This window comes from Pseudomonas sp. MDT1-16, from assembly GCF_054898115.1.
The window spans coordinates 6,103,463-6,130,331 of record NZ_CM142717.1 but is presented as its reverse complement, the minus strand read 5'-3'; the positions used below and the strand labels follow the sequence as shown (position 1 = coordinate 6,130,331).

The 26,869-nt window shown below is 59.3% G+C and carries 25 protein-coding genes; 18 read left to right on the top strand and 7 right to left on the bottom strand.

What is annotated here, in order from left to right:
• The first annotated feature begins 86 nt into the window (after window positions 1-86).
• The 6 genes from ACYZT3_RS28375 to ACYZT3_RS28350 all read left to right on the top strand — a co-directional run bounded on the left by ACYZT3_RS28375 (window position 87) and on the right by ACYZT3_RS28350 (window position 6,908).
• The gene (locus ACYZT3_RS28375) at window positions 87-1,184 is read left to right on the top strand and encodes a polyamine ABC transporter substrate-binding protein (protein ID WP_282376368.1); all 1,098 of its coding nucleotides are present in this window, start codon (window positions 87-89) and stop codon (window positions 1,182-1,184) included.
• Between the two features lie 238 nt (window positions 1,185-1,422).
• The gene (locus ACYZT3_RS28370; RefSeq protein ID WP_462031217.1) at window positions 1,423-2,520 is read left to right on the top strand and encodes a polyamine ABC transporter substrate-binding protein; all 1,098 of its coding nucleotides are present in this window, start codon (window positions 1,423-1,425) and stop codon (window positions 2,518-2,520) included.
• A gap of 70 nt (window positions 2,521-2,590) precedes the next feature.
• The gene (locus ACYZT3_RS28365) at window positions 2,591-3,733 is read left to right on the top strand and encodes an ABC transporter ATP-binding protein (RefSeq protein WP_282376095.1); all 1,143 of its coding nucleotides are present in this window, start codon (window positions 2,591-2,593) and stop codon (window positions 3,731-3,733) included.
• A 35-nt stretch (window positions 3,734-3,768) separates the two neighbouring features.
• Complete coding sequence (locus ACYZT3_RS28360) at window positions 3,769-4,650, top strand: ABC transporter permease subunit (RefSeq protein ID WP_282376366.1); 882 nt, start codon at window positions 3,769-3,771, stop codon at window positions 4,648-4,650.
• Window positions 4,647-5,537, top strand: a complete 891-nt coding sequence (locus tag ACYZT3_RS28355; protein ID WP_282376093.1) for an ABC transporter permease subunit — start codon at window positions 4,647-4,649, stop codon at window positions 5,535-5,537. Before ACYZT3_RS28360 ends, ACYZT3_RS28355 begins: the two co-directional genes overlap by 4 nt.
• Before the next feature lie 405 nt (window positions 5,538-5,942).
• Window positions 5,943-6,908, top strand: a complete 966-nt coding sequence (locus tag ACYZT3_RS28350) for a GlxA family transcriptional regulator (protein ID WP_282381661.1) — start codon at window positions 5,943-5,945, stop codon at window positions 6,906-6,908.
• A gap of 3 nt (window positions 6,909-6,911) precedes the next feature.
• On the opposite strand, the gene ACYZT3_RS28345 is transcribed toward ACYZT3_RS28350, so the two are convergent.
• The gene (locus ACYZT3_RS28345) at window positions 6,912-9,311 is read right to left on the bottom strand and encodes a penicillin acylase family protein (RefSeq protein WP_462031216.1); all 2,400 of its coding nucleotides are present in this window, start codon (window positions 9,309-9,311) and stop codon (window positions 6,912-6,914) included.
• Between the two features lie 108 nt (window positions 9,312-9,419).
• Window positions 9,420-10,001, bottom strand: a complete 582-nt coding sequence (locus ACYZT3_RS28340) for a DUF6436 domain-containing protein (RefSeq protein WP_282381657.1) — start codon at window positions 9,999-10,001, stop codon at window positions 9,420-9,422.
• Window positions 10,002-10,098: 97 nt separating this feature from the next.
• Between ACYZT3_RS28340 and bipL the strand changes: the two genes are divergently transcribed.
• Window positions 10,099-11,046, top strand: coding sequence for a phospholipase BipL (gene bipL / locus ACYZT3_RS28335; protein WP_462031215.1), 948 nt, complete (start codon window positions 10,099-10,101; stop codon window positions 11,044-11,046).
• Between the two features lie 106 nt (window positions 11,047-11,152).
• Here bipL and ACYZT3_RS28330 read toward each other — a convergent pair whose 3' ends face one another.
• Window positions 11,153-11,905: a DUF2059 domain-containing protein gene (locus tag ACYZT3_RS28330; protein ID WP_462031214.1), complete on the bottom strand. Its 753-nt coding sequence runs from the start codon at window positions 11,903-11,905 to the stop codon at window positions 11,153-11,155.
• A 108-nt stretch (window positions 11,906-12,013) separates the two neighbouring features.
• Here ACYZT3_RS28330 and ACYZT3_RS28325 point away from each other — a divergent pair, with 108 nt between their 5' ends.
• Both ACYZT3_RS28325 and ACYZT3_RS28320 read left to right on the top strand, forming a co-directional pair.
• Window positions 12,014-12,646, top strand: a complete 633-nt coding sequence (locus tag ACYZT3_RS28325) for a 2OG-Fe(II) oxygenase (RefSeq protein WP_282381651.1) — start codon at window positions 12,014-12,016, stop codon at window positions 12,644-12,646.
• A 2-nt stretch (window positions 12,647-12,648) separates the two neighbouring features.
• The gene (locus ACYZT3_RS28320; RefSeq protein ID WP_462031213.1) at window positions 12,649-13,134 is read left to right on the top strand and encodes a 2-thiouracil desulfurase family protein; all 486 of its coding nucleotides are present in this window, start codon (window positions 12,649-12,651) and stop codon (window positions 13,132-13,134) included.
• A 36-nt stretch (window positions 13,135-13,170) separates the two neighbouring features.
• Here ACYZT3_RS28320 and ACYZT3_RS28315 read toward each other — a convergent pair whose 3' ends face one another.
• Window positions 13,171-13,758, bottom strand: coding sequence for a transporter substrate-binding domain-containing protein (locus ACYZT3_RS28315; protein ID WP_282381647.1), 588 nt, complete (start codon window positions 13,756-13,758; stop codon window positions 13,171-13,173).
• A gap of 135 nt (window positions 13,759-13,893) precedes the next feature.
• Here ACYZT3_RS28315 and ACYZT3_RS28310 point away from each other — a divergent pair, with 135 nt between their 5' ends.
• Complete coding sequence (locus tag ACYZT3_RS28310; RefSeq protein ID WP_282381645.1) at window positions 13,894-14,319, top strand: DUF4399 domain-containing protein; 426 nt, start codon at window positions 13,894-13,896, stop codon at window positions 14,317-14,319.
• 63 nt (window positions 14,320-14,382) lie between these two features.
• On the opposite strand, the gene serA is transcribed toward ACYZT3_RS28310, so the two are convergent.
• Complete coding sequence (serA, locus tag ACYZT3_RS28305; RefSeq protein WP_282381643.1) at window positions 14,383-15,612, bottom strand: phosphoglycerate dehydrogenase; 1,230 nt, start codon at window positions 15,610-15,612, stop codon at window positions 14,383-14,385.
• A 363-nt stretch (window positions 15,613-15,975) separates the two neighbouring features.
• Between serA and ACYZT3_RS28300 the strand changes: the two genes are divergently transcribed.
• The 4 genes from ACYZT3_RS28300 to ACYZT3_RS28285 all read left to right on the top strand — a co-directional run bounded on the left by ACYZT3_RS28300 (window position 15,976) and on the right by ACYZT3_RS28285 (window position 20,240).
• Window positions 15,976-17,370, top strand: a complete 1,395-nt coding sequence (locus ACYZT3_RS28300) for an FAD-binding oxidoreductase (protein ID WP_462031212.1) — start codon at window positions 15,976-15,978, stop codon at window positions 17,368-17,370.
• 36 nt (window positions 17,371-17,406) lie between these two features.
• Window positions 17,407-18,072, top strand: coding sequence for a fumarylacetoacetate hydrolase family protein (locus tag ACYZT3_RS28295; RefSeq protein ID WP_462031211.1), 666 nt, complete (start codon window positions 17,407-17,409; stop codon window positions 18,070-18,072).
• A gap of 191 nt (window positions 18,073-18,263) precedes the next feature.
• Entirely contained in the window at window positions 18,264-19,193 is a 930-nt protein-coding gene (locus tag ACYZT3_RS28290) for an SdiA-regulated domain-containing protein (RefSeq protein ID WP_282381637.1), read from the top strand.
• A 129-nt stretch (window positions 19,194-19,322) separates the two neighbouring features.
• Window positions 19,323-20,240, top strand: a complete 918-nt coding sequence (locus tag ACYZT3_RS28285) for an SdiA-regulated domain-containing protein (RefSeq protein ID WP_462031210.1) — start codon at window positions 19,323-19,325, stop codon at window positions 20,238-20,240.
• Window positions 20,241-20,362: 122 nt separating this feature from the next.
• Here the strand turns inward: ACYZT3_RS28285 and rpiA are convergent, their stop codons facing one another.
• Window positions 20,363-21,034, bottom strand: a complete 672-nt coding sequence (gene rpiA / locus ACYZT3_RS28280; RefSeq protein ID WP_282381633.1) for a ribose-5-phosphate isomerase RpiA — start codon at window positions 21,032-21,034, stop codon at window positions 20,363-20,365.
• Window positions 21,035-21,181: 147 nt separating this feature from the next.
• On the opposite strand from rpiA, the gene ilvA reads away from it, so the two are divergent.
• Both ilvA and ACYZT3_RS28270 read left to right on the top strand, forming a co-directional pair.
• Window positions 21,182-22,696 carry a threonine ammonia-lyase, biosynthetic gene (gene ilvA / locus ACYZT3_RS28275; protein WP_282381631.1) on the top strand — a complete coding sequence of 505 codons (1,515 nt, stop codon included), beginning with the start codon at window positions 21,182-21,184 and terminating at the stop codon, window positions 22,694-22,696.
• A gap of 39 nt (window positions 22,697-22,735) precedes the next feature.
• Complete coding sequence (locus ACYZT3_RS28270; protein ID WP_282381629.1) at window positions 22,736-23,161, top strand: DUF2269 domain-containing protein; 426 nt, start codon at window positions 22,736-22,738, stop codon at window positions 23,159-23,161.
• A 117-nt stretch (window positions 23,162-23,278) separates the two neighbouring features.
• Here ACYZT3_RS28270 and ACYZT3_RS28265 read toward each other — a convergent pair whose 3' ends face one another.
• Complete coding sequence (locus ACYZT3_RS28265; RefSeq protein WP_282381627.1) at window positions 23,279-23,935, bottom strand: histidinol-phosphatase; 657 nt, start codon at window positions 23,933-23,935, stop codon at window positions 23,279-23,281.
• A gap of 143 nt (window positions 23,936-24,078) precedes the next feature.
• Here ACYZT3_RS28265 and ACYZT3_RS28260 point away from each other — a divergent pair, with 143 nt between their 5' ends.
• Window positions 24,079-24,558 (top strand): RNA pyrophosphohydrolase, encoded by a 480-nt coding sequence (locus tag ACYZT3_RS28260; RefSeq protein ID WP_095083604.1) that lies wholly within the window; start codon window positions 24,079-24,081, stop codon window positions 24,556-24,558.
• Window positions 24,559-24,580: 22 nt separating this feature from the next.
• Entirely contained in the window at window positions 24,581-26,860 is a 2,280-nt protein-coding gene (ptsP, locus tag ACYZT3_RS28255) for a phosphoenolpyruvate--protein phosphotransferase (protein WP_282381620.1), read from the top strand.
• Window positions 26,861-26,869: the final 9 nt, after the last annotated feature.

The window sequence follows — 26,869 nt, the reverse complement described above, 5'->3', positions numbered from 1 at the left end:
TTGCCCAGGAATAGGCCGCTGGCTCTTGGTTAACAAGAACGTGGTTAATAAGAAAAATTGGAGCATTACCCATGAAGGCATTAGGTATGAAGATAGCTGGCAAGACCCTCCTCGCCATGTCCCTGATGGGCGTGATGGCGGGCGCAGTTCAGGCGGACGATAAGGTTCTTCACGTGTACAACTGGTCCGATTACATTGCGCCGGATACCGTCAAGAAGTTCGAAGCCGAGTCGGGGATCAAGGTTGTTTACGACGTATTCGACAGTAACGAAACCCTGGAAGCCAAGTTGCTGGCAGGCAAGTCCGGCTACGACATCGTCGTACCGTCGAACAACTTTCTGGCCAAGCAAATCAAGGCGGGTGTTTACCAGAAGCTGGACAAGTCCAAGCTGCCTAACTGGAAGAATCTGAACACTGACCTGCTTAAAGCAGTCTCCGTGAGCGACCCGGGCAACGAACACGCGTTCCCGTACATGTGGGGTTCGATCGGTATTGGCTTCAACGCCGAGAAGGTCAAGGCTGCACTGGGTGCCGATGCGCCTACCAATTCCTGGGACCTGATCTTCAAACCTGAAAACGCCGCCAAGTTGAAGTCGTGCGGTATCAGTTTCCTCGATTCGCCCACCGAGATGATTCCGGTGGCGTTGCACTACCTGGGCTATCCAACCGACAGCCAGGACAAAAAACAACTGGCCGAAGCCGAAGCACTGTTCCTGAAGATTCGTCCTTCGGTGGGCTACTTCCACTCGTCCAAGTACATCTCTGACCTGGCCAACGGCAACATCTGTGTCGCTGTGGGTTATTCGGGTGACATCTACCAGGCCAAGTCCCGCGCGGCTGAGGCTGGTGACAAGGTGAAAGTCAGCTACAACATTCCGAAAGAAGGGGCGGGCAGTTTCTACGACATGGTCGCTATCCCTAAAGATGCCGAAAACGTCGAAGGCGCCTACAAGTTCATGACCTTCCTGCAGAAGCCGGAAATCATGGCTGAAATCACCAACGCCGTACGCTTCCCGAACGGAAACGCGGCCGCCACCGCATTGGTGGATAAAGACATCACCGCCGACCCAGGCATCTACCCGCCAGCGGACGTGCTGGCCAAGCTGTACGCGATTGCCGACTTGCCGGCCGCGACCCAGCGGATCATGACTCGCAGTTGGACCAAGATCAAATCCGGTAAATAAGTAAAACCCTGTAGCAGCTGCCGAAGGCTGCGTTGAGGTCCGAAGGACCTCCGCTTTTCGACAGCACAACGGCTTCGCAGTTGAACGCAGCTTTCGGCAGCTGCTACAGGGCTCTGCATAAAAGTTTTGCTGGAACGGTTTTTCGAGGGTAAGTTGCGCGCCGGTTTTGTTGCCAGGCAGCCATGGCTGTCATGTAACGCGGGGCAACTGGGCCCAACTCATTTTAGGGGACCTCCACGTGCCTATTTTTTCTTTGTTGCGCCATGCACTGCTGGTCGGCGCCGGACTGACGCTTGCCGTTAGTGTCCAGGCAGCTGGCACTGTGCATATTTATAACTGGTCGGATTACATCGGTTCGACCACCCTGGCTGACTTCCAGAAAGAGACCGGCATCAAACCGGTGTATGACGTCTTCGATTCCAACGAAACCCTGGAAGGCAAGTTGCTGGCCGGGCGTACCGGTTATGACGTGGTCGTGCCGTCCAACCACTTCCTGGGCAAGCAGATCAAGGCGGGCGCTTTCCAGAAGCTCGACAAGTCCAAGTTGACCCACTATTCCAACCTCGACCCGGTGCTGCTCAAGCGCCTGGAGCAAAACGATCCGGGTAACCAGTACGCCGTGCCGTATTTGTGGGGCACTAACGGCATCGGTTACAACGTCGACAAAGTGAAGGCAGTACTTGGCCTGGACAAGATCGATTCCTGGGACGTGGTGTTCGAGCCGAAGAACATCAAGAAGCTGCACAGCTGTGGCGTGGCGTTCCTCGACTCCGCCGATGAAATGATGCCCACGGTCCTCAACTACATGGGCCTGAACGCCAACAGCACCAACCCCGAAGACTACAAAAAGGCCGAAGCCAAGTTGCTGTCGGTGCGGCCTTACGTGACCTACTTCCACTCTTCCAAATACATCGCGGACTTGGCCAACGGCGATATCTGCGTGGCGATCGGTTTTTCCGGCGACATGTTCCAGGCCAAGGCCCGCGCGGCTGAAGCCGGCAAAGGCATGAACATCGCCTACTCGATTCCGAAGGAGGGCGGCGCGCTCTGGTTCGACATGCTGGCGATCCCCAAGGATGCGGCCAACGTCAAGGAAGCCCACGCCTTCATCAACTATATGCTCAAACCTGAGGTGATCGCCCAGGTCAGTGATTACGTGGGTTACGCCAACCCTAACCCAGGGTCGGACAAATTGATGGAGCAGTCCATTCGCACCGACGAATCAATTTATCCACCGCAAGCAGTCCTCGACAAGACTTACGTGTCTATCGAGTTACCACCAAACATTCAGCGTTTGATGACCCGCAGCTGGACCAAGGTCAAGTCGGGTAAATAGCTGCAAGGCTCAAGCTATCCAAGGTTCGCTCGCCTCGGGCGAACTGCAAATTTTGTTGGGAGTTTCGTAAATGGCAGTTGCCTCCGGCGCCTATAAGAAAGCCCTCGAGGGCGACCAGTCACCTAAGCAGGTGTTGGTCAAAATCGACCGGGTCACGAAGAAGTTCGACGAGACGATTGCCGTGGACGATGTGTCCCTGGAAATCAAGAAAGGTGAGATTTTCGCCCTGCTCGGCGGTTCGGGATCGGGCAAATCCACGTTGCTGCGCATGCTCGCGGGCTTCGAACGGCCCACGGAGGGGCGCATTTTCCTCGATGGCGTAGACATCACCGACATGCCGCCGTACGAGCGGCCGATCAACATGATGTTCCAGTCCTACGCCTTGTTCCCGCACATGACCGTGGCGCAGAACATCGCCTTCGGCCTCAAGCAGGACAAGCTTTCCGGCGCGGAAATCGATGCTCGCGTAGCCGACATGCTCAAACTGGTGCAGATGAGCCAGTACGCCAAGCGCAAGCCGCATCAGTTGTCCGGTGGTCAGCGACAGCGTGTGGCCCTGGCGCGTTCGCTGGCCAAGCGACCGAAGCTGTTGCTGCTCGACGAACCGATGGGTGCTCTGGACAAGAAGCTGCGCTCGCAAATGCAGCTTGAGCTTGTCGAGATCATCGAGCGGGTCGGCGTAACCTGCGTCATGGTGACCCACGACCAGGAAGAAGCCATGACCATGGCCGAGCGCATCGCGATCATGCACCTGGGCTGGATCGCCCAGATCGGCAGCCCGATCGACATTTACGAAACCCCGACCAGCCGCCTGGTCTGCGAGTTCATCGGCAACGTCAACATCTTCGACGGTGAAGTGATCGACGACGCCGAAGGCCACGCGACCATCACCTGCAAGGACCTGGACCGCCAGATTTACGTGGGCCACGGTATCAGCACGTCGGTGCAGGACAAATCCGTGACTTACGCGATCCGTCCGGAAAAACTGCTGGTGACGCCGACCATGCCGACCTGCGAATACAACTGGTCCAGCGGCAAGGTGCACGACATCGCCTACCTCGGCGGGCACTCGGTGTTCTACGTCGAACTGCCGAGCGGCAAGATCGTCCAGTCTTTCGTCGCCAACGCCGAGCGCCGCGGTCAGCGCCCTACCTGGGGTGATCAGGTTTACGTGTATTGGGAAGACGACAGCGGCGTGGTACTTCGCTCATGAACATGCGCAAATTCAAACGTCGCCTCAATCGAATAATTCCCGGTGGCCGTCAGCTGGTCATCGGGGTTCCGTTCATCTGGCTGTTCCTGTTCTTCATGTTGCCGTTCTTCATCGTCTTGAAGATCAGCTTCGCCGAAGCCGACGTGGCCATTCCGCCGTACACCGAGATCTATACCTTCGCCGAACAGAAACTACAGTTGCTGCTTAACCTCGGCAACTACGCGATGCTGGCCGGCGACGAACTGTACATTGCCGCTTACCTCGGCTCGTTGAAGATGGCGCTGATCAGCACCATCCTTTGTCTCGCAATCGGTTACCCGATGGCCTATGCCATCGCCAGCGCCCGCAAAGAGATGCAAACGGTGCTGGTGCTGCTGATCATGATGCCGACCTGGACCGCGATCCTGATCCGCGTTTACGCGTGGATGGGCATCCTCAGCAACAACGGCCTGCTCAACGGTTTCTTGATGACCATGGGCTGGATCGACGAACCGCTGCAGATCCTCAACACCAACCTCGCTGTTTACATCGGCGTGGTTTATTCGTACCTGCCGTTCATGATCCTGCCGCTCTACGCCAACCTGGTGAAGCACGACAACAGCCTGTTGGAAGCCGCATCGGACCTGGGTTCGAGCACTTTTAACAGCTTCTGGAAGATCACCATTCCGCTGTCCAAGAACGGCATTGTTGCCGGTTGCATGCTGGTGTTCATCCCGGTGGTGGGTGAGTTCGTGATCCCGGAACTGCTCGGCGGTCCGGAAACCCTGATGATCGGTAAAGTGCTCTGGCAAGAATTCTTCAACAACCGCGACTGGCCGGTGGCGTCTGCCCTGGCAGTGGTTATGTTGCTGATCCTGATTGTGCCAATCATCCTGTTCAACCGTAGTCAGGCCAAAGAAATGGAGGGCAAGGAATGAAGCGCTTCCGTTTCTCAAGTTTCATGCTGGTAGCGGGTTTGCTGTTCATCTACGCGCCGATGCTGATCCTGGTGATCTACTCGTTCAACGCCTCCAAACTGGTGACGGTTTGGGGTGGCTGGTCGATCAAGTGGTACGTCGGTTTGATGGACAACACCCAACTGATGGGCTCGGTGGTGCGCTCGCTGGAAATCGCCTGCTACACGGCGGTGGCGGCGGTGGCGCTGGGTACGTTGGCGGCGTTCGTGCTGACCCGTATCACCCACTTCAAGGGACGCACGCTGTTCGGTGGCCTGGTCACCGCGCCGCTGGTGATGCCCGAGGTGATCACCGGTCTGTCGCTGTTGCTGCTGTTCGTGGCCATGGCGCAGATGATCGGTTGGCCACAGGAGCGGGGCATCATCACCATCTGGATCGCCCACACCACGTTCTGTGCGGCGTATGTGGCGGTGGTGGTGTCGGCGCGCTTGCGTGAGCTGGACCTGTCCATCGAAGAAGCGGCCATGGACCTCGGTGCGCGGCCATGGAAGGTGTTCTTCCTGATCACCATCCCGATGATCGCGCCATCGTTGGGGGCCGGCGGCATGATGTCATTTGCCCTGTCGCTGGATGACCTGGTATTGGCGAGCTTCGTGTCCGGTCCGGGGTCGACGACTCTGCCAATGGAAGTGTTCTCGGCGGTGCGTCTGGGCGTGAAACCCGAGATCAACGCCGTGGCCAGTCTGATTCTGCTGGCGGTGTCGTTTATGACGTTCCTGGTCTGGTTCTTCAGCCGCCGTGCTGAAGAAAGTCGCAAACGTGCGATTCAGCAGGCGATCGAAGAAGGTGCTGCCGACTCCTGGAAACAACCGGACGTGCGTCGCGCCCCGGCGCCGGAAGCGGCTTAAAACCGGTCGTACAAAAAACCTCACTCCCTGAAAGGCAGTGAGGTTTTTTTTATGTGTGCTTCAGGAAACCCACGGCCATTCACCCGAAACCGGACAATCGATCCATGGCTGCAATCCCTGCCAATAAGCAGGCACATCGCGCCAACTCGCTTGTTGCGCGAGGATTGGCTAGGGTTAAACCGGATAATCCGGGTTGCACGCACGCCCTGTAGCAGCTGCCGAGCCCGCGAGGCTGCGTTCGGCTGCGGAGCAGTCGTAAACCCTGCGCATGCGATTCACCTGAAAGACCGCAGTGCCTGATTTCACGACTGCTTCGCAGCCGGACGCTGCCTCGCGGGCTCGGCAGCTGCTACAGATCGTGTGATGGCCGACTTTCATTTCAATACTTGGAAGGCGAATCTTGCCATGAGTAAAACCGTTGCCATCGTGGTGTTCGCAGGCGTTCAGTCCCTGGACGTCACCGGTCCCATGGATGTGTTTTCAGAAGCCAATCGTTTCCTCGAACCGCGCGATCACTATCGACTGGAGGTGATCGGCGTCGAGCGCGGGGTGATGCCGTGTTCCAACGGTTTGACACTCAATGCCCATCGGCATTTCAGCGAAGCGCTGGCGGCGTATGACTTGCTGTTGGTGGCCGGTGGGCCGCAGTTGCCGTTCATGGATTTCGGTGCGGCATTCGATGCCTGGCTGCGCGATGCCTGCGCGCTGGCGCAGCGTTTTGGCTCGATCTGCAACGGCGCGTTCATGCTTGCCCGGGCCGGGTTGCTGGAAGGGCGAACGGTCACCACCCACTGGGGCGACGCCGCGGCGCTGGCGCAGTTGTGCCCGTCGACTCAGATCGATGCTGATCGCCTTTACGTGCAGGACGGCGAGCTCTACACCTCGGCGGGTGTCACGGCGGGGATTGATCTGTCGCTGTACTTGCTGGCCAGGGATCACGGGCCGGAAGTCGCATTGAGTGTGGCAAAACGATTGGTGGTGTTCACTCAGCGCTCCGGCGGGCAGTCACAGTTCAGCCCATTCCTCACGCCTCACGCCGAACCCACTTCTGCCGTGGCACTGGTGCAGCTCTACGTGTTGGCCAACCTGACGGGCGACCTGACGATTGCCGACCTGGCCAACGCCGCCAACATGAGTGCCCGCAACTTTTCCAGGGTGTTTACCAAAGAGGCGAAAATCACCCCGGCGGAATTCGTCGAACGGGCCAGGGTGGATGCAGCGCGGGTGCTGCTTGAAAGCACACATTCACCGCTTAAAACCGTGGCCTATCAGTGCGGGTTTCGAGATGCCCAGCACATGCGCAGTGTGTTCAACCGCAGGCTGGGGGTGACGCCGCAGCAGTTCAGGTTGAACTTTGCGGCGATGGTTTGATTTTTAGGGTGCCGCCCGCGCCGGCAACAGCTTCAACGTACTGCGAGTATTGGCCGTGACTTCTTCATCATTGAGATGCGCCTGGTAGTAGATCCCTTCGATAAACGCCTCAGCCTGGTCGTCATAGTGGCTGTCGAACGGCACGCCGCTCTGGCCGACCGGGTTGATGGTCAGGCTGTGGGCCGGGTCGGCGAAGTCGATCAGGCGGCGGGTCGACGGACCATACGTCACCGGCCACGGCGCCGGACCGATTTTCGCCGAAAGGTTGTTCGGCACTTCGTGAGTGCCTGGCGCCGCGAACGGGCCGACATTAAAGAGACGATCCAGAGGCTTTTGCTGCCCCAGCGGATGGCCATGCGTCAGCGTGTGCGCCTTGCCCCACTGCCATTGCGCGAAATCGGCGTCGAGGGTGGTCTTGAGGTGAGCGATGCTCGCTTGCCACGCAACCTTGACCGTATCGGCGCGGGTTTCCTTGCCGAGGGTGTTGCGGTTGTCCCACCACGGCGAATCGGGGGTCGCGGCCAGTCGCGGTAATGCCGCATCAATCACCCGGGTCGACAGCAATGTTTCGAAGAAGTCATTGCCCAGCTCATCGTGCATCGTCGCGTCAGCCAGGTTGAACAGGAGCTGGTTGAACAGCGTGGCGCTGGTGGAATCGAGCGGGTAGTCGCCTTTCCACTGGGCCAGTTGCTCAACCAGTTTAAGCTCGGCGGGATCGCTCACTACTTCGCGCAATATCGGCAGCAGTGGCGCCAGCAGGCGCGGGCCGTAGGCGGTGGTGGTACCCAGTTGCAGCTTCTGGCTGGCGTCCAGATCCCACTTGATGGTTTTGTCGCTGAGCTGGCGATTAAGCTGCTGACCTCGATCGGCCAGGTTGTAATAACCGGGAACCTCCATGCCGGTTGGCGACACCGGTTGGAAGTTGGCCGAAACGATGTAACCGCGTGCCGGGTTCTCTTCCTGTGGGTTGGCGCTGAACGGGTAGAAACCTTCCTTGTCCGCTTCGGCGGTGCTGCCGTCGAGGATGAACTCCGGACGCACACCCGCCGGACGTTTTGGCAGTTGCGCTGCTGCCCACCAGCCGATGTCGCCCTTGGCGTTGGCCCAGACGATGTTCAGACCCGGCGTCTGAATCTTCGCCGCGGCACTGCGCGCCTTGGCCAGGGTGTCGGCGCGGTTGAGCTGGTAGAAGCCTTCAAGGATCGGATTCTGGCTTTCGAGAAAACCCCACCACATGGCGATCGGTGTTTTGCCGACGCTGCTGCCGAGCGCATCGTTGACGATCGGACCGTGGGGCGACTGGCGCAGCACCAGTGTTACCGGCGCCTGGCCCTTGACCGCGATCTGCTGTTCGCTGGTCACCATGTCCACCCACTTGCCGCGATACCAGACCTGATTGGGGTTGTCCGGGTTGACCTTCTCGGCGATCAGATCGAGGTCGTCGTTCTGGAACATGGTGATGCTCCAGCCGAAATCGCGGTTCATCCCGAGGGAGGCGAACGGCATCAACGCCTGATAGTGGCCGTAGAGCTCAAAGCCGGGCGCCGATAGGTGCGCTTCATACCACACCGACGGCGCGGAAAAGCGGATATGCGGGTCGCCGGCCAACAGCGGTTTGCCGCTTTTGGTTCGGCCTCCAGAGACGACCCAGGCGTTGCTGCCCTCGAACTGCGGCAAACCGTTGTCGGCGAGTGCCTGTTCGCTAAGGCGGGCGAGGGTGTTGAGGTCTTTCCAGTCGGTACTGGCGAGGGGCAGCGTGCTGCCGTTGAGCACACCTTTGGGCTGCCAGTCGAGATCGAAGACAGTCAGGTAGTTGGGTCCCAGCTGATCGCGCACGTAGGTCAGCAACGGTTCGGTGCGAAACGCCGCGGCAAAACTGTAGGCCATGTAGCCGGCGATGCTGATGGTGTCCTGAGCCGTGAATGGGCGTTTGGGGATGCCCAGAACATCAAACTCTGCGGGTTTTGGATGGCTGTCCTGATACTGGTTGATGCCGTCCAGATAGGCTTGCATGGCGATAAAGGCCGGCGATTGTTTGTCCAGATTCGCCAGGTAGGTGTCGGCGCGTTCACGAATGCGCAGGCTGCGCATCAGCTTGTCAGTGTCGAGCAGTTTCCGGCCCAGTACCTCGGCCAGCTCTCCGCGGGCGAGGCGGCGCAGGACTTCCATCTGAAATAGCCGGTCCTGGGCGTGCACGTACCCGAGGGCGCGGTACAGGTCGGTTTCGTTCTCCGCGCGGATGTGCGGGATGCCGCGCCCGTCGTAGCGCACGGTGACCGAACCTTGCAGGTGTTGCAGCTCCACCATGCCCTGGCGTGTCGGTTGCTTGCTGTAGACGTACCAACCTGCACCTGCGGCGAGCGCGACAATCAGCAGGGCCAGAACAGTCAGGCTACGTTTCATGGTGATTCCTTGTTGTTATAAGTGGCAGCAGTTCCCTGGCTGCACTGTTTAACACGGCTTGCCGGTATGGCCATCGCACTTAGGAGGGATTCGCGTCTCCAGTCAGCCTTACTTCGTTGTGTCGACGGGCCACGGGCAGTAACAACCCACCGCCAATGTATGCGTGGCATCCACCGCGCGGCCTTGGTTCAACGCTTGCAAGATCGGTTCAATAAAGCTGTTGTTCGAATTGCAGGTCAGGCCTTCGCTGTACGGGCCGAAATACGCCAGTTTGCCGCTGCGATCCCAAATCGCCACGGCCGGGCTGGCGGGGATCTGTTCGGAACCTGGGAGGATGGTGATGCTTTTCAGGCGGCTTAAAGTGCTCGGTAACTGACCGTGGCTGCCAGGCTTTTGTACCGCATAAAACTCCACGCCCTGCGGTACATAGTGCTCAACCAGTTCGCTCAGGTGCTGTTGGTTACCGACATTGCACGGGCAGGCCGGGTCCCAGAAGTGCACGAGGCGGATGGCGCCGGGGCCGGCGAGGTTGTCGGGCAGGCGCAGCGGGTCACCGGAGAACACCGCAGTGTGCTCGCTAAACGCCCGCAGGTAGCGACCCTGAAACCAGTCGTAAGCAACCCACAGCACGCCGGCACACACGAGGGCGAGCAGGCTGGCAAGCAGTGTGGCGCGGTAGGGCGAGCGCATGGATTTCGGTCCTCGAAGGTGCGCTAGCTTGCCATGCTTGCCGCGACAGATGAATATCGCAGGCCCATAAAGTCCGTTTCACGTTCTGGAATTGCTCATGTCTGCCACTTTCGACCCCGATCATCTGCGTGCCAGCCTGCGGCCACTGTCCGACAGGCAGCCGCTGTCGGTAGAAGCGCTGGCTTACCAGCGCTTCTACGGGCTGGATTTTGCCGGGCGTAGCGTGCGCAGTGGCCTTGGGCGTTTCGAGGTCGATGGTTATGAAGTGGTCAGCCAGGTCTGGTGGCCCGAGCGGGCGAAGGCGACGCTGTTTTTGTTCCACGGCTTTTACGATCACACCGGACTTTACCGGCATGTGATCGAGTGGGCGCTGGATCAGAATTTTGCGGTGATTGCCTGCGACCTGCCGGGACACGGGCTGTCCAGTGGCGAACGGGCCAGCATCAAGGATTTCGCCGAGTATCAGGACACGCTGGAAGGGTTGTTTACCGAGGCTGTGGCCCTCGATTTGCCACAGCCGTGGCACTTGTGCGGGCAAAGTACCGGCGGCGCGATCGTGATCGATCATGTTCTTAATCAAGGTGCGAGCAGTCCTGCCCAGGGCCAGGTAATCCTGTTGTCACCGCTGGTTAGGCCGCGGGCCTGGGGCTGGTCGCAGCTCAGCTATTACTTGCTCAAACCCTTCGTCAAAGCCATCGCCCGGCGCTTCAGCGAGAACTCCAACGACCCGGATTTTTTGCCCTTCCTGCAAGCCGATCCATTGCAGCCGCTACGTCTGCCGACTGCCTGGGTCGGTGCTTTGGCGCGGTGGATCAAACGCATCGAAGCTGCACCGAACAGTCCGCGGAGACCGTTGATTGTTCAGGGGCAGGCGGACATGACGGTGGATTGGGGGCATAACCTTGAGGTGTTGCGGGGCAAGTTCGATCGGCCGCAGGTGCTGATGTTGCCGCACGCTCGACATCATTTGGCGAATGAGACGCTGGCGTTGCGGCGGGAGTATTTCGGGTTTTTGACTAAACGAATTAAAGGCCGGAATCTCTAGCGGCAGTTATGGCCTCTTCGCGGGCAAGCCTCACTCCTACAATTGGAATGCATTTCCCTGTAGGAGCGAGGCTTGCCCGCGAAAGCAATCTCAAAGGCGCTGCAGATTACTGGGTGAGGCTCGGCGTACTCTGCCCCACCGCCAGGCCCGCCCGAATCGCTGCCAGTGCTGCCTGATAGTAAGCCTTGCCTTCGTCAGACTCGGCAAACGTGGCGAACTCTTCCAGTTCTTCATCCGACAGGTCGCGATAGACATACAACAGTGTGTTGTTCAGGTCGCTGCCAATCTGGTCCATCAAGCGCTGGCGCTGGCCGTTCAACATGCCTTGAGCCTGACCACCGCCGAGCAGGCCGGGGATCATCGAACTGAGGCTGTCGGCCGCGACACCAGCAATCGCCAGGCTGACTTCAGCGCCAGCCTCGCGAGCGGGCAGGGCCTGTGCCAGATGGCCGATGATCAACAGGCGGCTGTCGCTGGCCTGGATCTTGGGTAAACCCTTGGCGTTTTTTGCCAGCTGATCACGACGGGTCGCGAGCAATTCGGCGGCAACGATTTTCTTGCCCAGGGGTGACTGAAAGAACGCCAGCGCGGGTTTTGGATCGGCAAGGGTCTTGCGCAATTGCGCCTCGGCGCGCTGGTCCACGGCCTGAGGGGCAAAGCGCTGATTACTGTTGTTCACCAACGCCTGGAAAACGGCCGGTGGCAGGCTGTTCTGATACCGCTGCTGAGCGGCCGAGAGAGCGTCGTTGAAATGCGCGCGTTGTTCTGGCCAACCGGCGACCTTGTACAACTGGTCGTGGCCGTCTGCCCAAGCAGGCATAACGCAGAACATCAGCATTGAAAAAAGCAAACGGCGCATAGGGACTCCTGTCAGCAGGCGACTATTCTCCGTGCGGCATACGGACTTGTCGAGAATTCGTATCAAGCCGCTGCGCGGCTCTGTCGGATTTTCGGGCACAGGAATACTATGCGCGCCATGCCAATACCCTCTGATCACCCGCTGCTGTTACGTATCGTCGACGACCTGGCTGAACACGGCTGGTCGCAGCAGAATATTTTCCTGCCCAAGGCTCTGACCCTGGAATTGGCGGCTGAGTGCCGTAAACGTGCTGCCGAGGGTGAATTGGTCCCGGCCGCCGTGGGGCGCGGGCCGACAACCGAAATTCGCGAGGGGATTCGCGGTGACCATATCCAGTGGATCGAGCCCGGCCAGGCCGATGCTTGCGACAGCTATCTTGAGTTGATGGACAGCCTGCGCGAGGCGATGAATCGCGGTTTGTTTTTGGGCCTGGAAGATTTCGAAAGCCATTTCGCCCTGTACCCGCCCGGCGCTTTCTACCTCAAGCATGTCGACCGTTTTCGTGACGATGACCGGCGCAGGGTGTCGGCGGTGGTTTACCTCAATGACGCCTGGCTGCCCGAGCACGGCGGCCAGTTGCGCCTGTACCTTGATGAAGGTGTCGAATACGATGTAGTCCCTACCGGCGGATGCTTGGTGGTGTTCCTGTCGGGCGAGGTGCCTCACGAAGTCCTGCCCGCGATCCGAGATCGCCTGTCGTTGACCGGTTGGTTCCGGCGTCGTGGCAACGAGCCGTTCTGATCATGCAGAAAATTCTGGTAAGCCGCTGTCTGCTGGGCCACCGCGTACGTTACGACGGCGGCGCCAGCGGGCCTTTCGATCAACTTCAGCAGTGGCTTGATGAAGGTCGGGTGGTGCCGTTGTGTCCGGAGGTGGCCGGTGGCTTGCCGACGCCAAGGGCGGCGGCGGAGATTCCGGGCGGGCAGGGTGGTGAAGTGCTTGATGGCCACGCCTTTGTGATCACCACCGAGGGCGAGGACGTCAGCGCCGAGTTTCTCTCGGGGGCTTATCAGGCGTTGGAACGGGTGCAAAAGCACGGCATCCGGATCGCCGTGCTCAAAGCCAACAGCCCGTCTTGCGGGAACTTGTTGACCTATGACGGGACGTTTAGTGGTGTGAAGGTGAGTGGTGAAGGTGTTACTGCGGCGTTGCTCAAGCGTCACGGTGTCCAGGTTTTCAGCGAGCTGGAGTTGGCTGAAGCGTCGCAGGCTCTGGCAACACTCAACTAACAACCTGCACAAACCACTGTGGGAGCCAGCCTGAAATCAGGGTTTGGGCGCCACACTCGTATCCGCCCCCAACCACTTCTGCGACAACGCTTCCAGTCGCCCATCCGCCTTGATCCGCTGCAGCGCGTTTTCCAGGCTGGCATGAAACGCCGGGTTACCCTTCTGAAACGGAATCGCCAGGCTCACGGTCGGGCCGACTTTCGGCTTCTCTTCGGTCAAGGCTTGCACCAGCAGCATCGAGCGCGGTTGCTCTTCCTTCTGCGCGATCAATTGCGCATGGGTGTAGCTGTAAGGTTCGCTGAAGTCGAAACGATCCTTGAGGTCCGGGGTCACTGCTATGTGGTTGATGGCGACGTCGTACTTGCCGGTTTCAACGCCTTGCAACAGATCGCTGGAGTCGGTAATGACGAAGTCGGCCCGTACATCCAATTCGTTGGCCAGCAGTTGGCCCAATTCGACTTCGAAGCCCGTTAGTTTGCCATCATCCTTGAAATTGAACGGCGGTGTATTAGCCTCAAGAGCAATGCGCAATTCGCCACGGTCGTTTACATCGTCAATCAGTTCGGCATGAGCCAAAGGGCTCAAAAGAGGTAGCAGGCAGATCAGGCCAGGCAAAAAACGCATGGTCACTCCTTTGGATTCATTATCGCGATGCTCTGGTTCAGGCTCGCTTTGCTATGGTTGTCGAATACCTTCGACAACGAATGGCCGTGAAGTTGTCATGGTCACGCGGATTTTACGAAAAAACTGGAGAAGAGAATGAAAACCTTTATGTCACGAGCAGCATTGGCTGGCCTGTTGCTGGGGGCTTCGATGCTGGCAACGGCTGCCACACCGGCTCCCAAGGGTGCAGAAGTGTCCATCGTTTCTCCCGCGGACGGTGCCACGGTCCCGCAAACCTTCATCGTCAAGTTCGCCGTCGAGAACGTCGCGCTGGCGCCCGCGGGCGATGTCACCAAAAACACCGGCCATCACCATTTGCTGATCGATGTCGACAAGCTGCCTGCCAAAGACGCACCGATTCCGAATGATGCCAACCATATGCACTTCGGCAAGGCGCAGACCCAGGCTGAAGTCAAATTGACACCGGGCAAGCACACCTTGCAGCTCGAGTTGGGCGACAGCGGTCACCTGCCGTTCGATCCGCCAATCGTTTCAAAAAAAATCACCGTCAACGTCAAGTAACGTTGTCGCGCGCATGAAAAAGGGAGACTCGAAAGTCTCCCTTTTTTGTCGCTCAAGTCGCTATCAGAACAACACGCGGCAACGAATGGTGCCGTTGATGTGCTGCAGCTTCTCTTGCGCCATTTCCGAGTAATCGGCGTCGACGTCGATCACGACGTAGCCGACTTTCTCGTTGGTCTGCAGGAACTGACCGGAAATGTTGATGCCGTTTTCGGCGAAGACCTTGTTGATCTCGCTCATCACACCCGGAATGTTCTCGTGGATGTGCAGCAGACGGTGCTTGCCAGGGTGCGCCGGCAGCGCTACTTCCGGGAAGTTCACCGACGAAACCGACGTACCGTTGTCGCTGTACTTGACCAGCTTCTCTGCCACTTCCAGGCCGATGTTGGCTTGCGCTTCAGCGGTGGAACCGCCGATGTGCGGGGTCAGGATCACGTTGTCCAGGCCACGCAGCGGGCTTGCGAACTCTTCATCGTTGGAGCGAGGTTCCACCGGGAATACGTCAATGGCCGCGCCGATCAGGTGCTTGTCCTTGATTGCGTCCGCCAGGGCGTCCAGCTCGACCACGGTGCCGCGAGCAGCGTTGATCAGGATACCGCCCTTCTTGATCGCACGGATTTCCTTTTCGCCGATCATCCACTGGGTCGCAGCGGTTTCCGGAACGTGCAGGGTGACGATGTCGGACATGCCCAGCAGCTCGGTCAGGCTGGCAACTTGCGTCGCGTTGCCCAATGGCAGCTTGGTCACGGTGTCGTAGAAGTACACCTGCATGCCCAGGCCTTCAGCCAGGACCGACAATTGAGTACCAATCGAACCGTAACCCACGATGCCGAGCTTCTTGCCGCGGATTTCGAAGGAGTTGGCTGCGCTCTTGATCCAGCCGCCACGGTGGCAGGAAGCGTTCTTCTCAGGAATGCCGCGCAACAACAGGATCGCCTCTGCCAGCACCAGCTCCGCTACGGAACGCGTGTTGGAGTACGGTGCGTTGAACACCGCGATGCCGCGTTCGCGAGCCGCGTTGAGGTCGACCTGGTTGGTGCCGATGCAGAAACAGCCGACAGCCACCAGTTTCTTCGCCTGATCGAAGATCTCTTCGGTCAGTTGAGTGCGGGAGCGAATGCCGATGAAGTGCGCATCAGCGATCTTTTCCTTCAGCTGGGCTTCCGGCAGAGAACCAGTGAGGTACTCGATGCTGGTGTAGCCCGCCGACTTGAGGACGTCGACAGCCGATTGGTGGACGCCTTCGAGAAGAAGGAACTTGATCTTGCTCTTATCGAGAGAAGTCTTGCTCATCTGCGTAAACCTGTATCCCGGAGAAAAATGGCAGGAAATAGTCAGGGTGCCCTGTCTTATACGTACTGTTCCTTTTTGACGGCGTCTGTTGTCGTCATGCTGCGTTGCCGCTCCTCGCCATAGCCAGCTATGACTCGTCGCGGCGCCTTGCTTGACGGCAACAGCCACTCGTCAAAAGAGGAACGTACGTATAAAACAGGGCACAGAACGCTGACCCGGACGACAAGAATGCCGTCGCCGCAGAACAGCCGTTGGGCACTATGCTGCGGGGTCGGTATGCTAGCATATGCACCCCGCTAAACACTCATTCCTGCGACGTGAAGCGTTCTCAGGATGACCATGAATTGTTCGAGAGTTCTGTCGATGACCAATCCTGCCCTGATTGAAGAGCTGAAGACCCTGGTTGAGCCTGGCAAGGTGCTGACCGATGCCGACTCCCTGAATGCTTACGGTAAGGATTGGACCAAGCATTTCGCCCCGGCCCCAACCGCCATCGTGTTCCCCAAGACCGCCGAGCAGGTTCAGGCCATTGTCCGTTGGGCCAATGAACATAAAATTGCGCTGGTGCCGTCCGGCGGTCGCACCGGGCTTTCCGCCGCTGCCGTGGCGGCCAATGGCGAAGTCGTCGTGTCCTTCGACTACATGAACCAGATCCTCGACGTGAACCTGACCGACCGCACAGCGGTCTGCCAGCCAGGCGTGGTCACCGAACACCTGCAGAACGTCGCCGAAGAAAAAGGCCTTTACTACCCGGTGGACTTCGCTTCGGCAGGTTCCAGCCAGATCGGCGGCAATATCGGCACCAATGCCGGCGGGATCAAGGTGATTCGCTACGGCATGACCCGCAACTGGGTCGCGGGCATGAAAGTCGTCACCGGCAAAGGCGATCTGCTGGAGCTGAACAAAGACCTGATCAAGAACGCCACGGGTTACGACTTGCGTCAGTTGTTTATCGGCGCCGAAGGTACCCTCGGTTTTGTGGTCGAAGCCACCATGCGTCTGGACCGCGCGCCGAAAAACCTCACCGCCATGGTCCTCGGCACGGCCGATTTCGACTCGATCATGCCGGTGCTGCACGCGTTCCAGAGCAAACTCGACCTGACTGCTTTCGAGTTTTTCTCCGACAAAGCCCTGGCCAAGGTGATGGCTCGCGGCGACGTGCCGGCGCCTTTCGAAACCGATTGCCCGTTCTACGCGCTGCTGGAATTCGAAGCGACCACCGAAGAAGTCGCTAACCATGCCCTGGAAACCTTCGAGCACTGTGTCGAGCAGGGCTGGGTGCTGGACGGCGTGATGAGCCAGAGCGAAACCCAGCTGCAGAACCTCTGGAAGCTGCGCGAATACATCTCCGAGACCCTCTCGCACTGGACGCCGTACAAGAACGACATTTCGGTCACTGTGTCGAAAGTCCCGGCGTTCCTGAAGGAAATCGACGCGATCGTCGGCGAACACTACCCGGATTTCGAAATCGTCTGGTTCGGCCACATCGGCGACGGCAACCTGCACTTGAACATCCTCAAGCCGGAAAACCTGAGCAAGGACGAGTTCTTTGCCAAGTGCGCGACCGTCAACAAGTGGGTGTTCGAAACCGTCGAGAAGTACAACGGCTCGATTTCCGCCGAACATGGCGTGGGCATGACCAAGCGTGACTACTTGACCTACAGCCGCTCACCGGTTGAGATCGAGTACATGAAAGCCGTCAAAGCGGTGTTCGACCCGAACGGCATCATGAACCCGGGCAAGATTTTCGCTGTTTGACTTTTGAATTTAAGAGCTACGAAACAGGAGTCGGTAATGAGCTATCAGCACCAGTATGTCGACGGTACGCGTATTCACTTTCCGCTCGGGAAGGTGGTGTGCATCGGCCGCAACTACGCCGAACACGCCAAGGAGCTGGACAACCCGGTGCCTACAGAACCGCTGCTGTTCATTAAGCCGGGCAGTTGCGTCGTGCCGCTGGAAGGCGGTTTCAGCATTCCGGCCGAACGGGGCTCGGTGCATTACGAAGCGGAAATCGCGGTGTTGATCGGCAAGCCATTGTCGACCAAGCCAAACCGTGAAGAAGTACTCGATGCTATCTCCGGCTTCGCTCCGGCTCTGGACCTGACGCTGCGCGACAAGCAGGCCGAGCTGAAATCCAAGGGCCTGCCGTGGGAAATCGCCAAGTCCTTCGACGGTGCGGCGGTGATTGCGCCCTTCGTGTCCGGCAGCACGTTCGCTGACCTGGCCGACATCGGCATCCGCCTGACCATCAATGGTGAAGTCCGCCAGGACGGCAACAGCAGCGCGATGCTCAACCCGATCGTGCCGATGATCCAGCACATGGCCGGCTGCTTCTCGCTGCAGGCCGGTGACGTGATCCTGACGGGTACGCCGGTTGGCGTCGGTCCGCTGAATGTCGGTGATGAGCTGGTGCTGGAATTGCCAGGCGCCAGCAGCTTCACCAGCAGCGTCCGCTAGTCAAGACACCGCAAAACCCTGTGGGAGCAAGCTCGCTCCCACATTGGTTTTTGTGATCGGCAGTAAAAGGGCTTTCCCGTCATTTCCCGTTTTTTTCACATCTCGTCTGGATAATTCCGGGACCTGCGGCGTCTGAGCCGGTCCCAATTATGCTATTACCCTTAGCCTGAATTTCTGGAACGCATCCCTCGATGGTCACCCAACCGCTGCCCACGCTTAAAACTGCCCGCCGCTCGCGCTTTGTCATGCGTTGGTATTCCTGGCTTTTGCTGGGGGTCGCTGCCGCATATGGCCTCGCGTTTGCGATGCACTGGGATGACCGTGGTGTGCTCTGGGTGCTGGAGCGTTTCGAAAGCCCCACCGAACGTCAGGAGAGCATCTGGCTGCCGGATTACCGGGCCGTGATCGACGCCAAAGTGCTGCCGGGCATGGAGAAGGACGAAGCGTCGGACCTGGCCTACGATCCGCAGTCCAAAACCCTGTTTTCGGTCATGGGCAAAAATCCGTTCCTGGTCGAACTGACTTTGCAGGGTGACGTGCTGCGCAAGATGCCGCTGGTGGGCTGGAGCAATCCGGAAGGGGTGACCGCGATGGGTAACGGTCTGCTGGCCATCGTCGATGAGCGCGAACACATGCTCTCCATCGTCAAGGTTGACGCCGACACCCGCGAGCTGAATATCGCCAACTTCCCGAAATACGACCTGGGCCCTTCGAAAGACCAGAACAAGGCCTTCGAAGCCATTGTCTGGGACTCGCGCAATCAGCAAATGTTGCTGGGTGAAGAGCGTCCACCGGCGTTGTTCACCTGGAAAAGCAACGATGGCCAGACACTCACCGGCGACAAGCAGAAACTCGCCAATGACGAACTGGACATCCGCAACCTCTCGGCCCTGGCCATCGACCCGCGCACCGGTCACACCCTGGTGTTGTCCGCCGACTCCCACTTGCTGCTGGAGCTGGACGAGAAGGGCGAGCAGGTCAGCTTCATGACCCTGCTGGGCGGCTTCAATGGTCTGAAGAAAACCATCCCTCGCGCCGAAGGCGTGACCATGGACGATGCGGGTACGCTGTACATGGTGAGCGAATCGAACCTGTTCTACCGTTTCGAAAAACAGAAATAAGCCCGTCGTGAGGGTGGCGCGCGGTCGCTTGTTGGGGTAAACCTGCGGGGCCGCGGCCACTGGCCATTAAGCTTCAATTCAGGCTGGCGTGGTATTTCATCCGCCTGTTCTGTTCTCGAGCTTGCCTGAATGCGCCGACTTGCCCGCCCCAAACCCCTGATGTTGATCCTGTCGGTGATTGCCCTGATCGCGCTGATTGCGGTCGGCCAGTACCTGCGCCTGTTCGAGCGCGGCTGGTTCAATCTGCACACGCTCTGGCAGCCGACGAACGATCAGTCCATCGCTCTGGATCACTATCAGGTGACGGTCGAGGCGCGAGTCATTGAAGGGCTGGATGACGATGTTTCGGCGTTGACCTTCGATCCGGTGCGCAAAAGCCTGTTCACCGTCACCAACAAAAACTCTGAGCTGATCGAGCTGTCTCTGGACGGCCAGATTCTTCGACGCATTGCGCTGGTCGGGTTTGGCGATCCGGAAGCCGTAGAATTCATCAGCGCCGACACGTACGTGATCACTGACGAGCGCGAGCAGAGGCTGATCAAGATCCATCTGGAGAAGGACACAACGTTCCTCGACGCAGCGGATGCCGAGCAGATGACCCTTGGCGTGCACATGAGCAGCAATAAGGGCTTCGAAGGTCTGGCGTACGACTCGGTGGGCAAGCGGTTGTTTGTCGCCAAGGAACGCGACCCGATGCTGATCTATGAAGTGCAGGGCTTTCCGCATTACAACCCGGAAAAATCCTACGCGGTGCACGTGGTGAACAACCCCAAGCGCGATGCCGGGATGTTCGTGACGGACCTGTCGAGCCTGCAATACGACGAGCGCAGCGGCCATCTGCTGGCGTTGTCGGATGAGTCGCGACTGATTCTGGAACTGGATGTGAACGGGCGACCGCTGAGTACCCTGTCACTGAGCAAGGGCCGTCAGGGGTTGCAGAAGACGGTGCCGCAAGCGGAAGGGATCGCCATGGATGACGACGGTACGATGTACCTGGTGAGCGAGCCGAACCTGTTTTACACCTTCAAAAAACCAGCACAACCCTAACCAACACCCCAAATCCCTGTAGGAGCAGAGCTTGCTCGCGAAGAGGCCGTAACATTCAACATCTCTGTCGACTGTTACGGCCTCTTCGCGAGCAAGCTCTGCTCCTACGGAAGTGCAGGGGTTCAGGCCTTGAGGGTTTTCACGCCTTCGCTGGTGCCCAGCAGCAACAGATCCGCCGGACGCGCCGCAAACAAACCATTGGTGACCACGCCGACGATGGCGTTGATCTGCGTCTCCAGCTCCACCGGGTTGGTGATCTGCATGTTGAAAACGTCGAGGATGATGTTGCCGTTGTCGGTCAGCACGCCTTCACGGTAGACCGGGTCGCCGCCGAGCTTCACCAGCTCGCGGGCCACGTGGCTGCGGGCCATCGGGATCACTTCCACGGGCAGCGGGAACGCACCGAGCACCGGCACCAGTTTGCTGGCGTCGGCGATGCAGATGAAGGTCTTGGCCACGGCCGCCACAATCTTCTCGCGGGTCAGGGCTGCGCCGCCGCCCTTGATCAGGTTCAGGTGCTCGTCGCTTTCATCGGCGCCGTCGACGTAGAACTCCAGGTCGCTGACGGTGTTCAGCTCATACACCGGAATGCCGTGGCCCTTGAGGCGGGCAGCGGTGGCTTCGGAACTGGCGACCGCGCCGTCGAACGCGCCTTTGTGCTGGGCCAGTGCATCGATGAAGCAGTTGGCGGTGGAGCCGGTGCCGACCCCGACGATGCTCTTGTCGTCGAGTTTCGGAAGGATGAAGTCGACGGCGGCCTGAGCCACTGCCTGTTTGAGTTGATCCTGGGTCATGCGGGCTCCGAAGCGGGCAAGGGGAGAACGGAAAGGCCGGCATTATAGCCCCATGCCGGGCTAAAACCTCTTGATTCGTGTGGTCGCCCGCCCGAAAGCCGGGTTAGACTCCTTGGCCCTGCCCAACCCGCTCAGTGATGCTTTCCGATGCTCGAACAGTACGTCAAAAAGATCCTCACCTCGCGCGTTTATGACGTTGCCGTAGAAACCCCATTGCAGACTGCCCGCCAGCTCTCCGAGCGGCTGGGCAATCATATTTGGCTCAAGCGCGAAGACTTGCAGCCCGTGTTCTCGTTCAAGATTCGCGGCGCCTACAACAAGCTGACCCAGCTGAGCGATGAAGAGCGCGCTCGCGGTGTCGTGACCGCGTCGGCGGGCAACCATGCGCAAGGCCTGGCCCTGGCGGCAAAGGTGTTGGGCGTGAAAGCGACCATCGTCATGCCCAAGACCACCCCGGAAATCAAAGTCGAAGGCGTGCGCTCGCGCGGCGGCAAAGTGGTGCTGCACGGGGATTCGTTCCCGGAAGCCCTGGCCTACTCGCTGAAACTGGTCGACGAAAAAGGCTACGTCTACATCCACCCTTACGACGATCCCCACACCATTGCCGGGCAGGGCACGGTGGCGATGGAGATTCTGCGTCAGCACCCTGGGCGTCTGGATGCAATCTTCGTCCCGGTGGGCGGCGGCGGGCTGATTGCCGGGATCGCGGCGTACGTGAAGTACTTGCGGCCTGAAATCAAAATCATCGGTGTCGAACCGGACGATTCCAACTGCCTGCAAGCGGCCATGGCCGCTGGCGAGCGCGTGATCTTGCCGACCGTAGGCCTCTTCGCCGACGGCGTCGCAGTGGCGCAGATTGGTCAGCACACCTTCGATATCTGCAAAGACTATGTTGATGAAGTGATCACCGTCAGCACTGATGAGATCTGTGCGGCGATCAAGGACATCTACGACGATACCCGCTCGATCACCGAACCTGCTGGCGCCTTGGGTGTGGCCGGGATCAAGAAATACGTCGAGCAACGCGGCGTCACCGGTCACACCTTTGTGGCCATCGACTCGGGCGCCAACGTCAACTTCGACCGCCTGCGCCACGTCGCCGAGCGTGCCGAGCTGGGCGAAGGTCGCGAGGCCATCATCGCCGTGACCATCCCCGAGAAACCGGGCAGCTTCAAGGCGTTCTGCGAAGCCATCGGCAAGCGCCAGATCACCGAATTCAACTACCGCTACAACACCGGCAGCGAAGCGCACATCTTTGTGGGCGTGCAGACGCATCCGGAAACCGACCCGCGCAGTGCGCTGCTTGCCAGCCTGACCGAGCAGGGTTTCCCGGTGCTTGATCTCACCGACAACGAATTGGCCAAGTTGCACATCCGCCACATGGTTGGCGGGCGTGCCGCCCATGTGGTCGATGAAGTGGTGCTGCGCTTTGAGTTCCCGGAGCGTCCGGGCGCGCTGTTCAACTTCCTCAACAAGCTCGGCGGGCGCTGGAACATCTCGATGTTCCACTACCGCAACCATGGCGCGGCGGATGGCCGGGTGGTCGCGGGCCTGCAAGTGCCTCACGATGAACGCCATCTGGTGCCTGCGGCGCTGGAAGAAATCGGCTACCCGTACTGGGACGAAAGCGACAACCCGGCCTATCAGTTGTTTCTCGGCTGAGCGGCTACGCTGATGGGCAAGCCATAAGGAAATCGAACAATGGAAACGTTAACCGCCCTGAAAGTGGCTCACATCGTGGCAACAGTGCTGCTGTTGATCAGCGCGTTGGGTCTGGCGATTTGGGTCTGGCGTACGCGCCGTAACGGTGATGCGACGGCTCACACGCGCACGTTGCAGCGACCGCGAGTGTTTATCTGGCTGGTGATGGGGCTGGCGCTGCTGAGCATGCCGTTTACCGGCTGGTGGATGGTGCATCTGGTGGGCTGGCCGCTGGGGCAGACCTGGTTGCTGGCGTCCAGTGTGCTTTACACCGTCGCGGCGTTGGGCTGGTTCTGGCTGTTGGTGCGGCTTAACAAGCTGCGCAAGACGCCTGGTGGAAACGGCAAATTCACTTTTGCCCTCGCACTGTTCAGCTTCGTCTGTTTTATCGCGATTGCGGGGTTGATGGGCGCGAAGCCGGTTTAGCGCAGAATCGGTAGCAGCTGCCGAGGCACGAGGCTGCGATGGGCTGCGAAGCGGCCCCATGGGCGGTCCTGCGGACCGCAACGCAGCCTCGTACCTCGGCAGCTGCTACAGGCAGTATCAGCCGCGCAGAGTAATTACCGGCCAGCCACGCTTCTCGGCTTCGGCGCGCAAATTCGGATCAGGATCAACCACAACCGGATTCGCAACCTGCTCAAGAAGCGGCAAATCATTCATCGAGTCGCTATAGAAATAGCTGTCTTCCAGCGAATACCCAGTCTCTTCCAGCCAACGATTCAACCGCGTCACCTTGCCTTCACGAAAGCACGGCACGTCGGTGCTGCGCCCGGTGTAGCGGCCATCAACCATTTCACATTCGGTGGCGATCAGGGTTTCGACAGCCAAGCGCTCGGCAATCGGTCCGGTGACGAAGCGGTTCGTGGCGGTGATGATCACCAGTTTGTCGCCGGCCTCACGGTGCTTGGCCAGCAGTTCGATAGCCTTGGGCAACACAATCGGCTCAATGCAATCGCGCATGTAATCAAGATGCCATTGATCCAGCGTGGCCATTTCGGTACGGCCGAGGACTTCCAGGCAGAAGTTCAGGTAGGCATCGTTATCCAGCTTGCCGGCCAGGTAATCCTGATAGAATTCGTCGTTGCGCGCCTTGTAGGCGACGGCGTCGAGGAAGCCGCGTTCGCACAGGTAATCGCCCCAGGCGTGGTCACTGTCACCGCCCAAGAGCGTGTTGTCCAAGTCGAATAAAGCCAGCCGCATTGCAGTTACTCGCTGAAAAGTCTGTAGAAAGGCGTCCAGAATACGGACTTTTCACAAGAGTGCACATAAGGTAGACCGGTTCGTTGCTGCTATCACAACCTTTGTGGAACAATGCGGCGACATGCGTTTGCGAGGTTGTTGCCGTGATCGACCCCGATGGTTTCCGCCCCAATGTCGGGATCATTCTCACGAATGATGCCGGACAGGTGCTATGGGCTCGCCGTATCAATCAAGATGCCTGGCAGTTTCCACAGGGCGGGATCAACCCCCAGGAGACGCCGGAAGACGCCTTGTACCGCGAGTTGAACGAAGAAGTGGGTCTTGAGCGCGAAGATGTTGAAATTCTCGCCTGCACCCGGGGCTGGTTGCGCTATCGTTTGCCGCAACGTCTGGTCAGGACACACAGCCAACCGCTGTGCATCGGCCAGAAACAGAAATGGTTTCTCCTGCGCCTGGTCTCCAACGAGCAGCGGGTGCGGATGGATTTGACCGGTAAACCGGAATTCGATGGCTGGCGCTGGGTCAGTTATTGGTATCCGTTGGGCCAGGTGGTGACATTCAAGCGCGAGGTGTATCGACGCGCTCTCAAAGAGCTTGCCCCGCGCCTTTTAACGCGCGACTGACGACGGAGTTCGACCCCGAGCCATGCTCAATACGCTGCGCAAGATCGTCCAGGAAGTTAACTCCGCCAAGGATCTCAAGGCGGCGTTGGGCATTATTGTATTGCGCGTCAAAGAGGCCATGGGCAGCCAGGTCTGCTCGGTCTATCTGCTTGACCCCGAGACCAACCGCTTCGTGCTGATGGCCACCGAGGGCTTGAACAAGCGCTCGATCGGCAAAGTCAGCATGGCGCCCAACGAAGGTCTGGTCGGCCTGGTCGGCACGCGTGAAGAACCCCTAAACCTCGAAAACGCTGCGGATCACCCGCGCTACCGTTACTTCGCCGAAACGGGTGAAGAGCGCTACGCCTCATTCCTCGGGGCACCGATCATTCACCACCGCCGCGTTGTCGGCGTGTTGGTCATCCAGCAAAAAGAACGCCGTCAGTTCGATGAGGGCGAAGAAGCCTTCCTCGTGACCATGAGCGCACAGCTCGCCGGCGTTATCGCTCACGCCGAGGCCACCGGTTCGATTCGTGGCCTGGGCCGTCAGGGCAAAGGTATTCAGGAAGCAAAGTTCGTCGGCGTACCGGGTTCGCCGGGTGCGGCGGTCGGTACTGCGGTGGTCATGCTGCCGCCGGCCGATCTGGATGTGGTGCCGGACAAGACCATCACCGACATTGCCGCGGAACTCGGTCTGTTCAAGACGGCTATCGAAGGCGTGCGCGCCGACATGCGCGCCTTGTCCGCCAAGTTGGCGAACCAGTTGCGCCCGGAAGAGCGCGCGCTGTTCGATGTCTACCTGATGATGCTCGACGATGCCTCGCTCGGCAGCGAAATCACCACGGTGATCAAGACCGGTCAGTGGGCCCAGGGCGCGTTGCGTCAAGTGGTCACCGAACACGTCAACCGTTTCGAATTGATGGACGACGCCTACCTGCGTGAGCGCGCCTCCGACGTCAAAGACCTTGGTCGCCGCTTGTTGGCTTATTTGCAGGAAGAGCGTCAACAGACCCTGGTTTACCCCGACAACACCATTCTGATCAGCGAAGAACTGACGCCGGCGATGCTCGGCGAGGTGCCGGAAGGCAAGCTGGTCGGTCTGGTCTCGGTACTCGGTTCCGGCAACTCCCACGTGGCGATCCTTGCGCGCGCCATGGGCATTCCGACGGTGATGGGCCTGGTCGACCTGCCGTATTCGAAAGTCGACGGCATCCAGATGATCGTCGACGGCTACCACGGCGAGGTCTACACCAACCCCAGCGAAGTGCTGCGCAAGCAGTTCGCCGAAGTGGTCGAGGAAGAGAAGCAACTGTCCCTCGGGCTGGACGCACTGCGGGACTTGCCGTGCGTGACCCTCGATGGTCACCGCATGCCGCTGTGGGTCAACACTGGCCTGCTGGCGGATGTGGCGCGGGCGCAGAAGCGTGGCGCTGAGGGTGTCGGTCTGTACCGCACCGAAGTGCCGTTCATGATCAACCAGCGCTTCCCGAGCGAAAAAGAGCAACTGGCGATCTATCGCGAGCAACTCGCCGCGTTCCACCCGCAACCCGTGACCATGCGCAGCCTGGACATCGGCGGTGACAAGTCGCTGTCGTACTTCCCGATCAAGGAAGACAACCCGTTCCTCGGCTGGCGCGGTATTCGCGTCACGCTCGACCACCCGGAAATCTTCCTGGTCCAGACTCGCGCCATGCTCAAGGCCAGCGAGGGCTTGAACAACCTGCGGATTCTGCTCCCGATGATCTCCGGCACCCACGAACTGGAAGAAGCCCTGCACCTGATTCACCGGGCCTGGGGTGAAGTCCGCGACGAAGGCTGCGACGTGCCTATGCCGCCGATCGGCGTGATGATCGAAATTCCGGCGGCGGTTTATCAGACCAAGGAACTGGCGCGGCAAGTGGACTTCCTGTCGGTCGGCTCCAATGACCTGACCCAGTACCTGTTGGCGGTGGACCGAAACAACCCGCGTGTAGCCGACCTCTACGACTACCTGCACCCAGCGGTGCTGCAAGCCCTTCAGAGCGTGGTGCGTGACGCTCATGCCGAAGGCAAGCCAGTGAGTATCTGCGGTGAGATGGCCGGCGATCCGGCGGCGGCGGTGCTGTTGATGGCGATGGGCTTCGACAGCCTGTCGATGAACGCCACCAACTTGCCGAAAGTGAAGTGGATGCTGCGTCAGATCAACCTGAGCATGGCCACGGAATTACTGGCCGAGCTGATGACCATCGACAACCCGCAAGTTATCCACAGCTCGCTGCAGTTGGCGCTGAAGAACCTTGGGTTGGCGCGGATGATCAATCCGGCTTCGGCTAAAACTCTCTAAGCCTGCATT

Coding starts and splice junctions, on each gene's coding strand:
- bipL (WP_462031215.1), top strand. CDS start 10,099: ATGTCTGCCACTTTCGACCCCGATCATCTGCGTGCCAGCCTGCGGCCA.
- ACYZT3_RS28295 (WP_462031211.1), top strand. CDS start 17,407: ATGAGCTATCAGCACCAGTATGTCGACGGTACGCGTATTCACTTTCCG.
- ACYZT3_RS28325 (WP_282381651.1), top strand. CDS start 12,014: ATGCGCGCCATGCCAATACCCTCTGATCACCCGCTGCTGTTACGTATC.
- ACYZT3_RS28300 (WP_462031212.1), top strand. CDS start 15,976: ATGACCAATCCTGCCCTGATTGAAGAGCTGAAGACCCTGGTTGAGCCT.
- ACYZT3_RS28315 (WP_282381647.1), bottom strand. CDS start 13,758: ATGCGTTTTTTGCCTGGCCTGATCTGCCTGCTACCTCTTTTGAGCCCT.
- serA (WP_282381643.1), bottom strand. CDS start 15,612: ATGAGCAAGACTTCTCTCGATAAGAGCAAGATCAAGTTCCTTCTTCTC.
- ptsP (WP_282381620.1), top strand. CDS start 24,581: ATGCTCAATACGCTGCGCAAGATCGTCCAGGAAGTTAACTCCGCCAAG.
- ACYZT3_RS28340 (WP_282381657.1), bottom strand. CDS start 10,001: ATGCGCTCGCCCTACCGCGCCACACTGCTTGCCAGCCTGCTCGCCCTC.
- ACYZT3_RS28345 (WP_462031216.1), bottom strand. CDS start 9,311: ATGAAACGTAGCCTGACTGTTCTGGCCCTGCTGATTGTCGCGCTCGCC.
- ACYZT3_RS28350 (WP_282381661.1), top strand. CDS start 5,943: ATGAGTAAAACCGTTGCCATCGTGGTGTTCGCAGGCGTTCAGTCCCTG.
- ilvA (WP_282381631.1), top strand. CDS start 21,182: ATGCTCGAACAGTACGTCAAAAAGATCCTCACCTCGCGCGTTTATGAC.
- ACYZT3_RS28320 (WP_462031213.1), top strand. CDS start 12,649: ATGCAGAAAATTCTGGTAAGCCGCTGTCTGCTGGGCCACCGCGTACGT.
- ACYZT3_RS28285 (WP_462031210.1), top strand. CDS start 19,323: ATGCGCCGACTTGCCCGCCCCAAACCCCTGATGTTGATCCTGTCGGTG.
- ACYZT3_RS28310 (WP_282381645.1), top strand. CDS start 13,894: ATGAAAACCTTTATGTCACGAGCAGCATTGGCTGGCCTGTTGCTGGGG.
- rpiA (WP_282381633.1), bottom strand. CDS start 21,034: ATGACCCAGGATCAACTCAAACAGGCAGTGGCTCAGGCCGCCGTCGAC.
- ACYZT3_RS28375 (WP_282376368.1), top strand. CDS start 87: ATGAAGATAGCTGGCAAGACCCTCCTCGCCATGTCCCTGATGGGCGTG.
- ACYZT3_RS28330 (WP_462031214.1), bottom strand. CDS start 11,905: ATGCGCCGTTTGCTTTTTTCAATGCTGATGTTCTGCGTTATGCCTGCT.
- ACYZT3_RS28365 (WP_282376095.1), top strand. CDS start 2,591: ATGGCAGTTGCCTCCGGCGCCTATAAGAAAGCCCTCGAGGGCGACCAG.
- ACYZT3_RS28290 (WP_282381637.1), top strand. CDS start 18,264: ATGGTCACCCAACCGCTGCCCACGCTTAAAACTGCCCGCCGCTCGCGC.
- ACYZT3_RS28265 (WP_282381627.1), bottom strand. CDS start 23,935: ATGCGGCTGGCTTTATTCGACTTGGACAACACGCTCTTGGGCGGTGAC.
- ACYZT3_RS28355 (WP_282376093.1), top strand. CDS start 4,647: ATGAAGCGCTTCCGTTTCTCAAGTTTCATGCTGGTAGCGGGTTTGCTG.
- ACYZT3_RS28270 (WP_282381629.1), top strand. CDS start 22,736: ATGGAAACGTTAACCGCCCTGAAAGTGGCTCACATCGTGGCAACAGTG.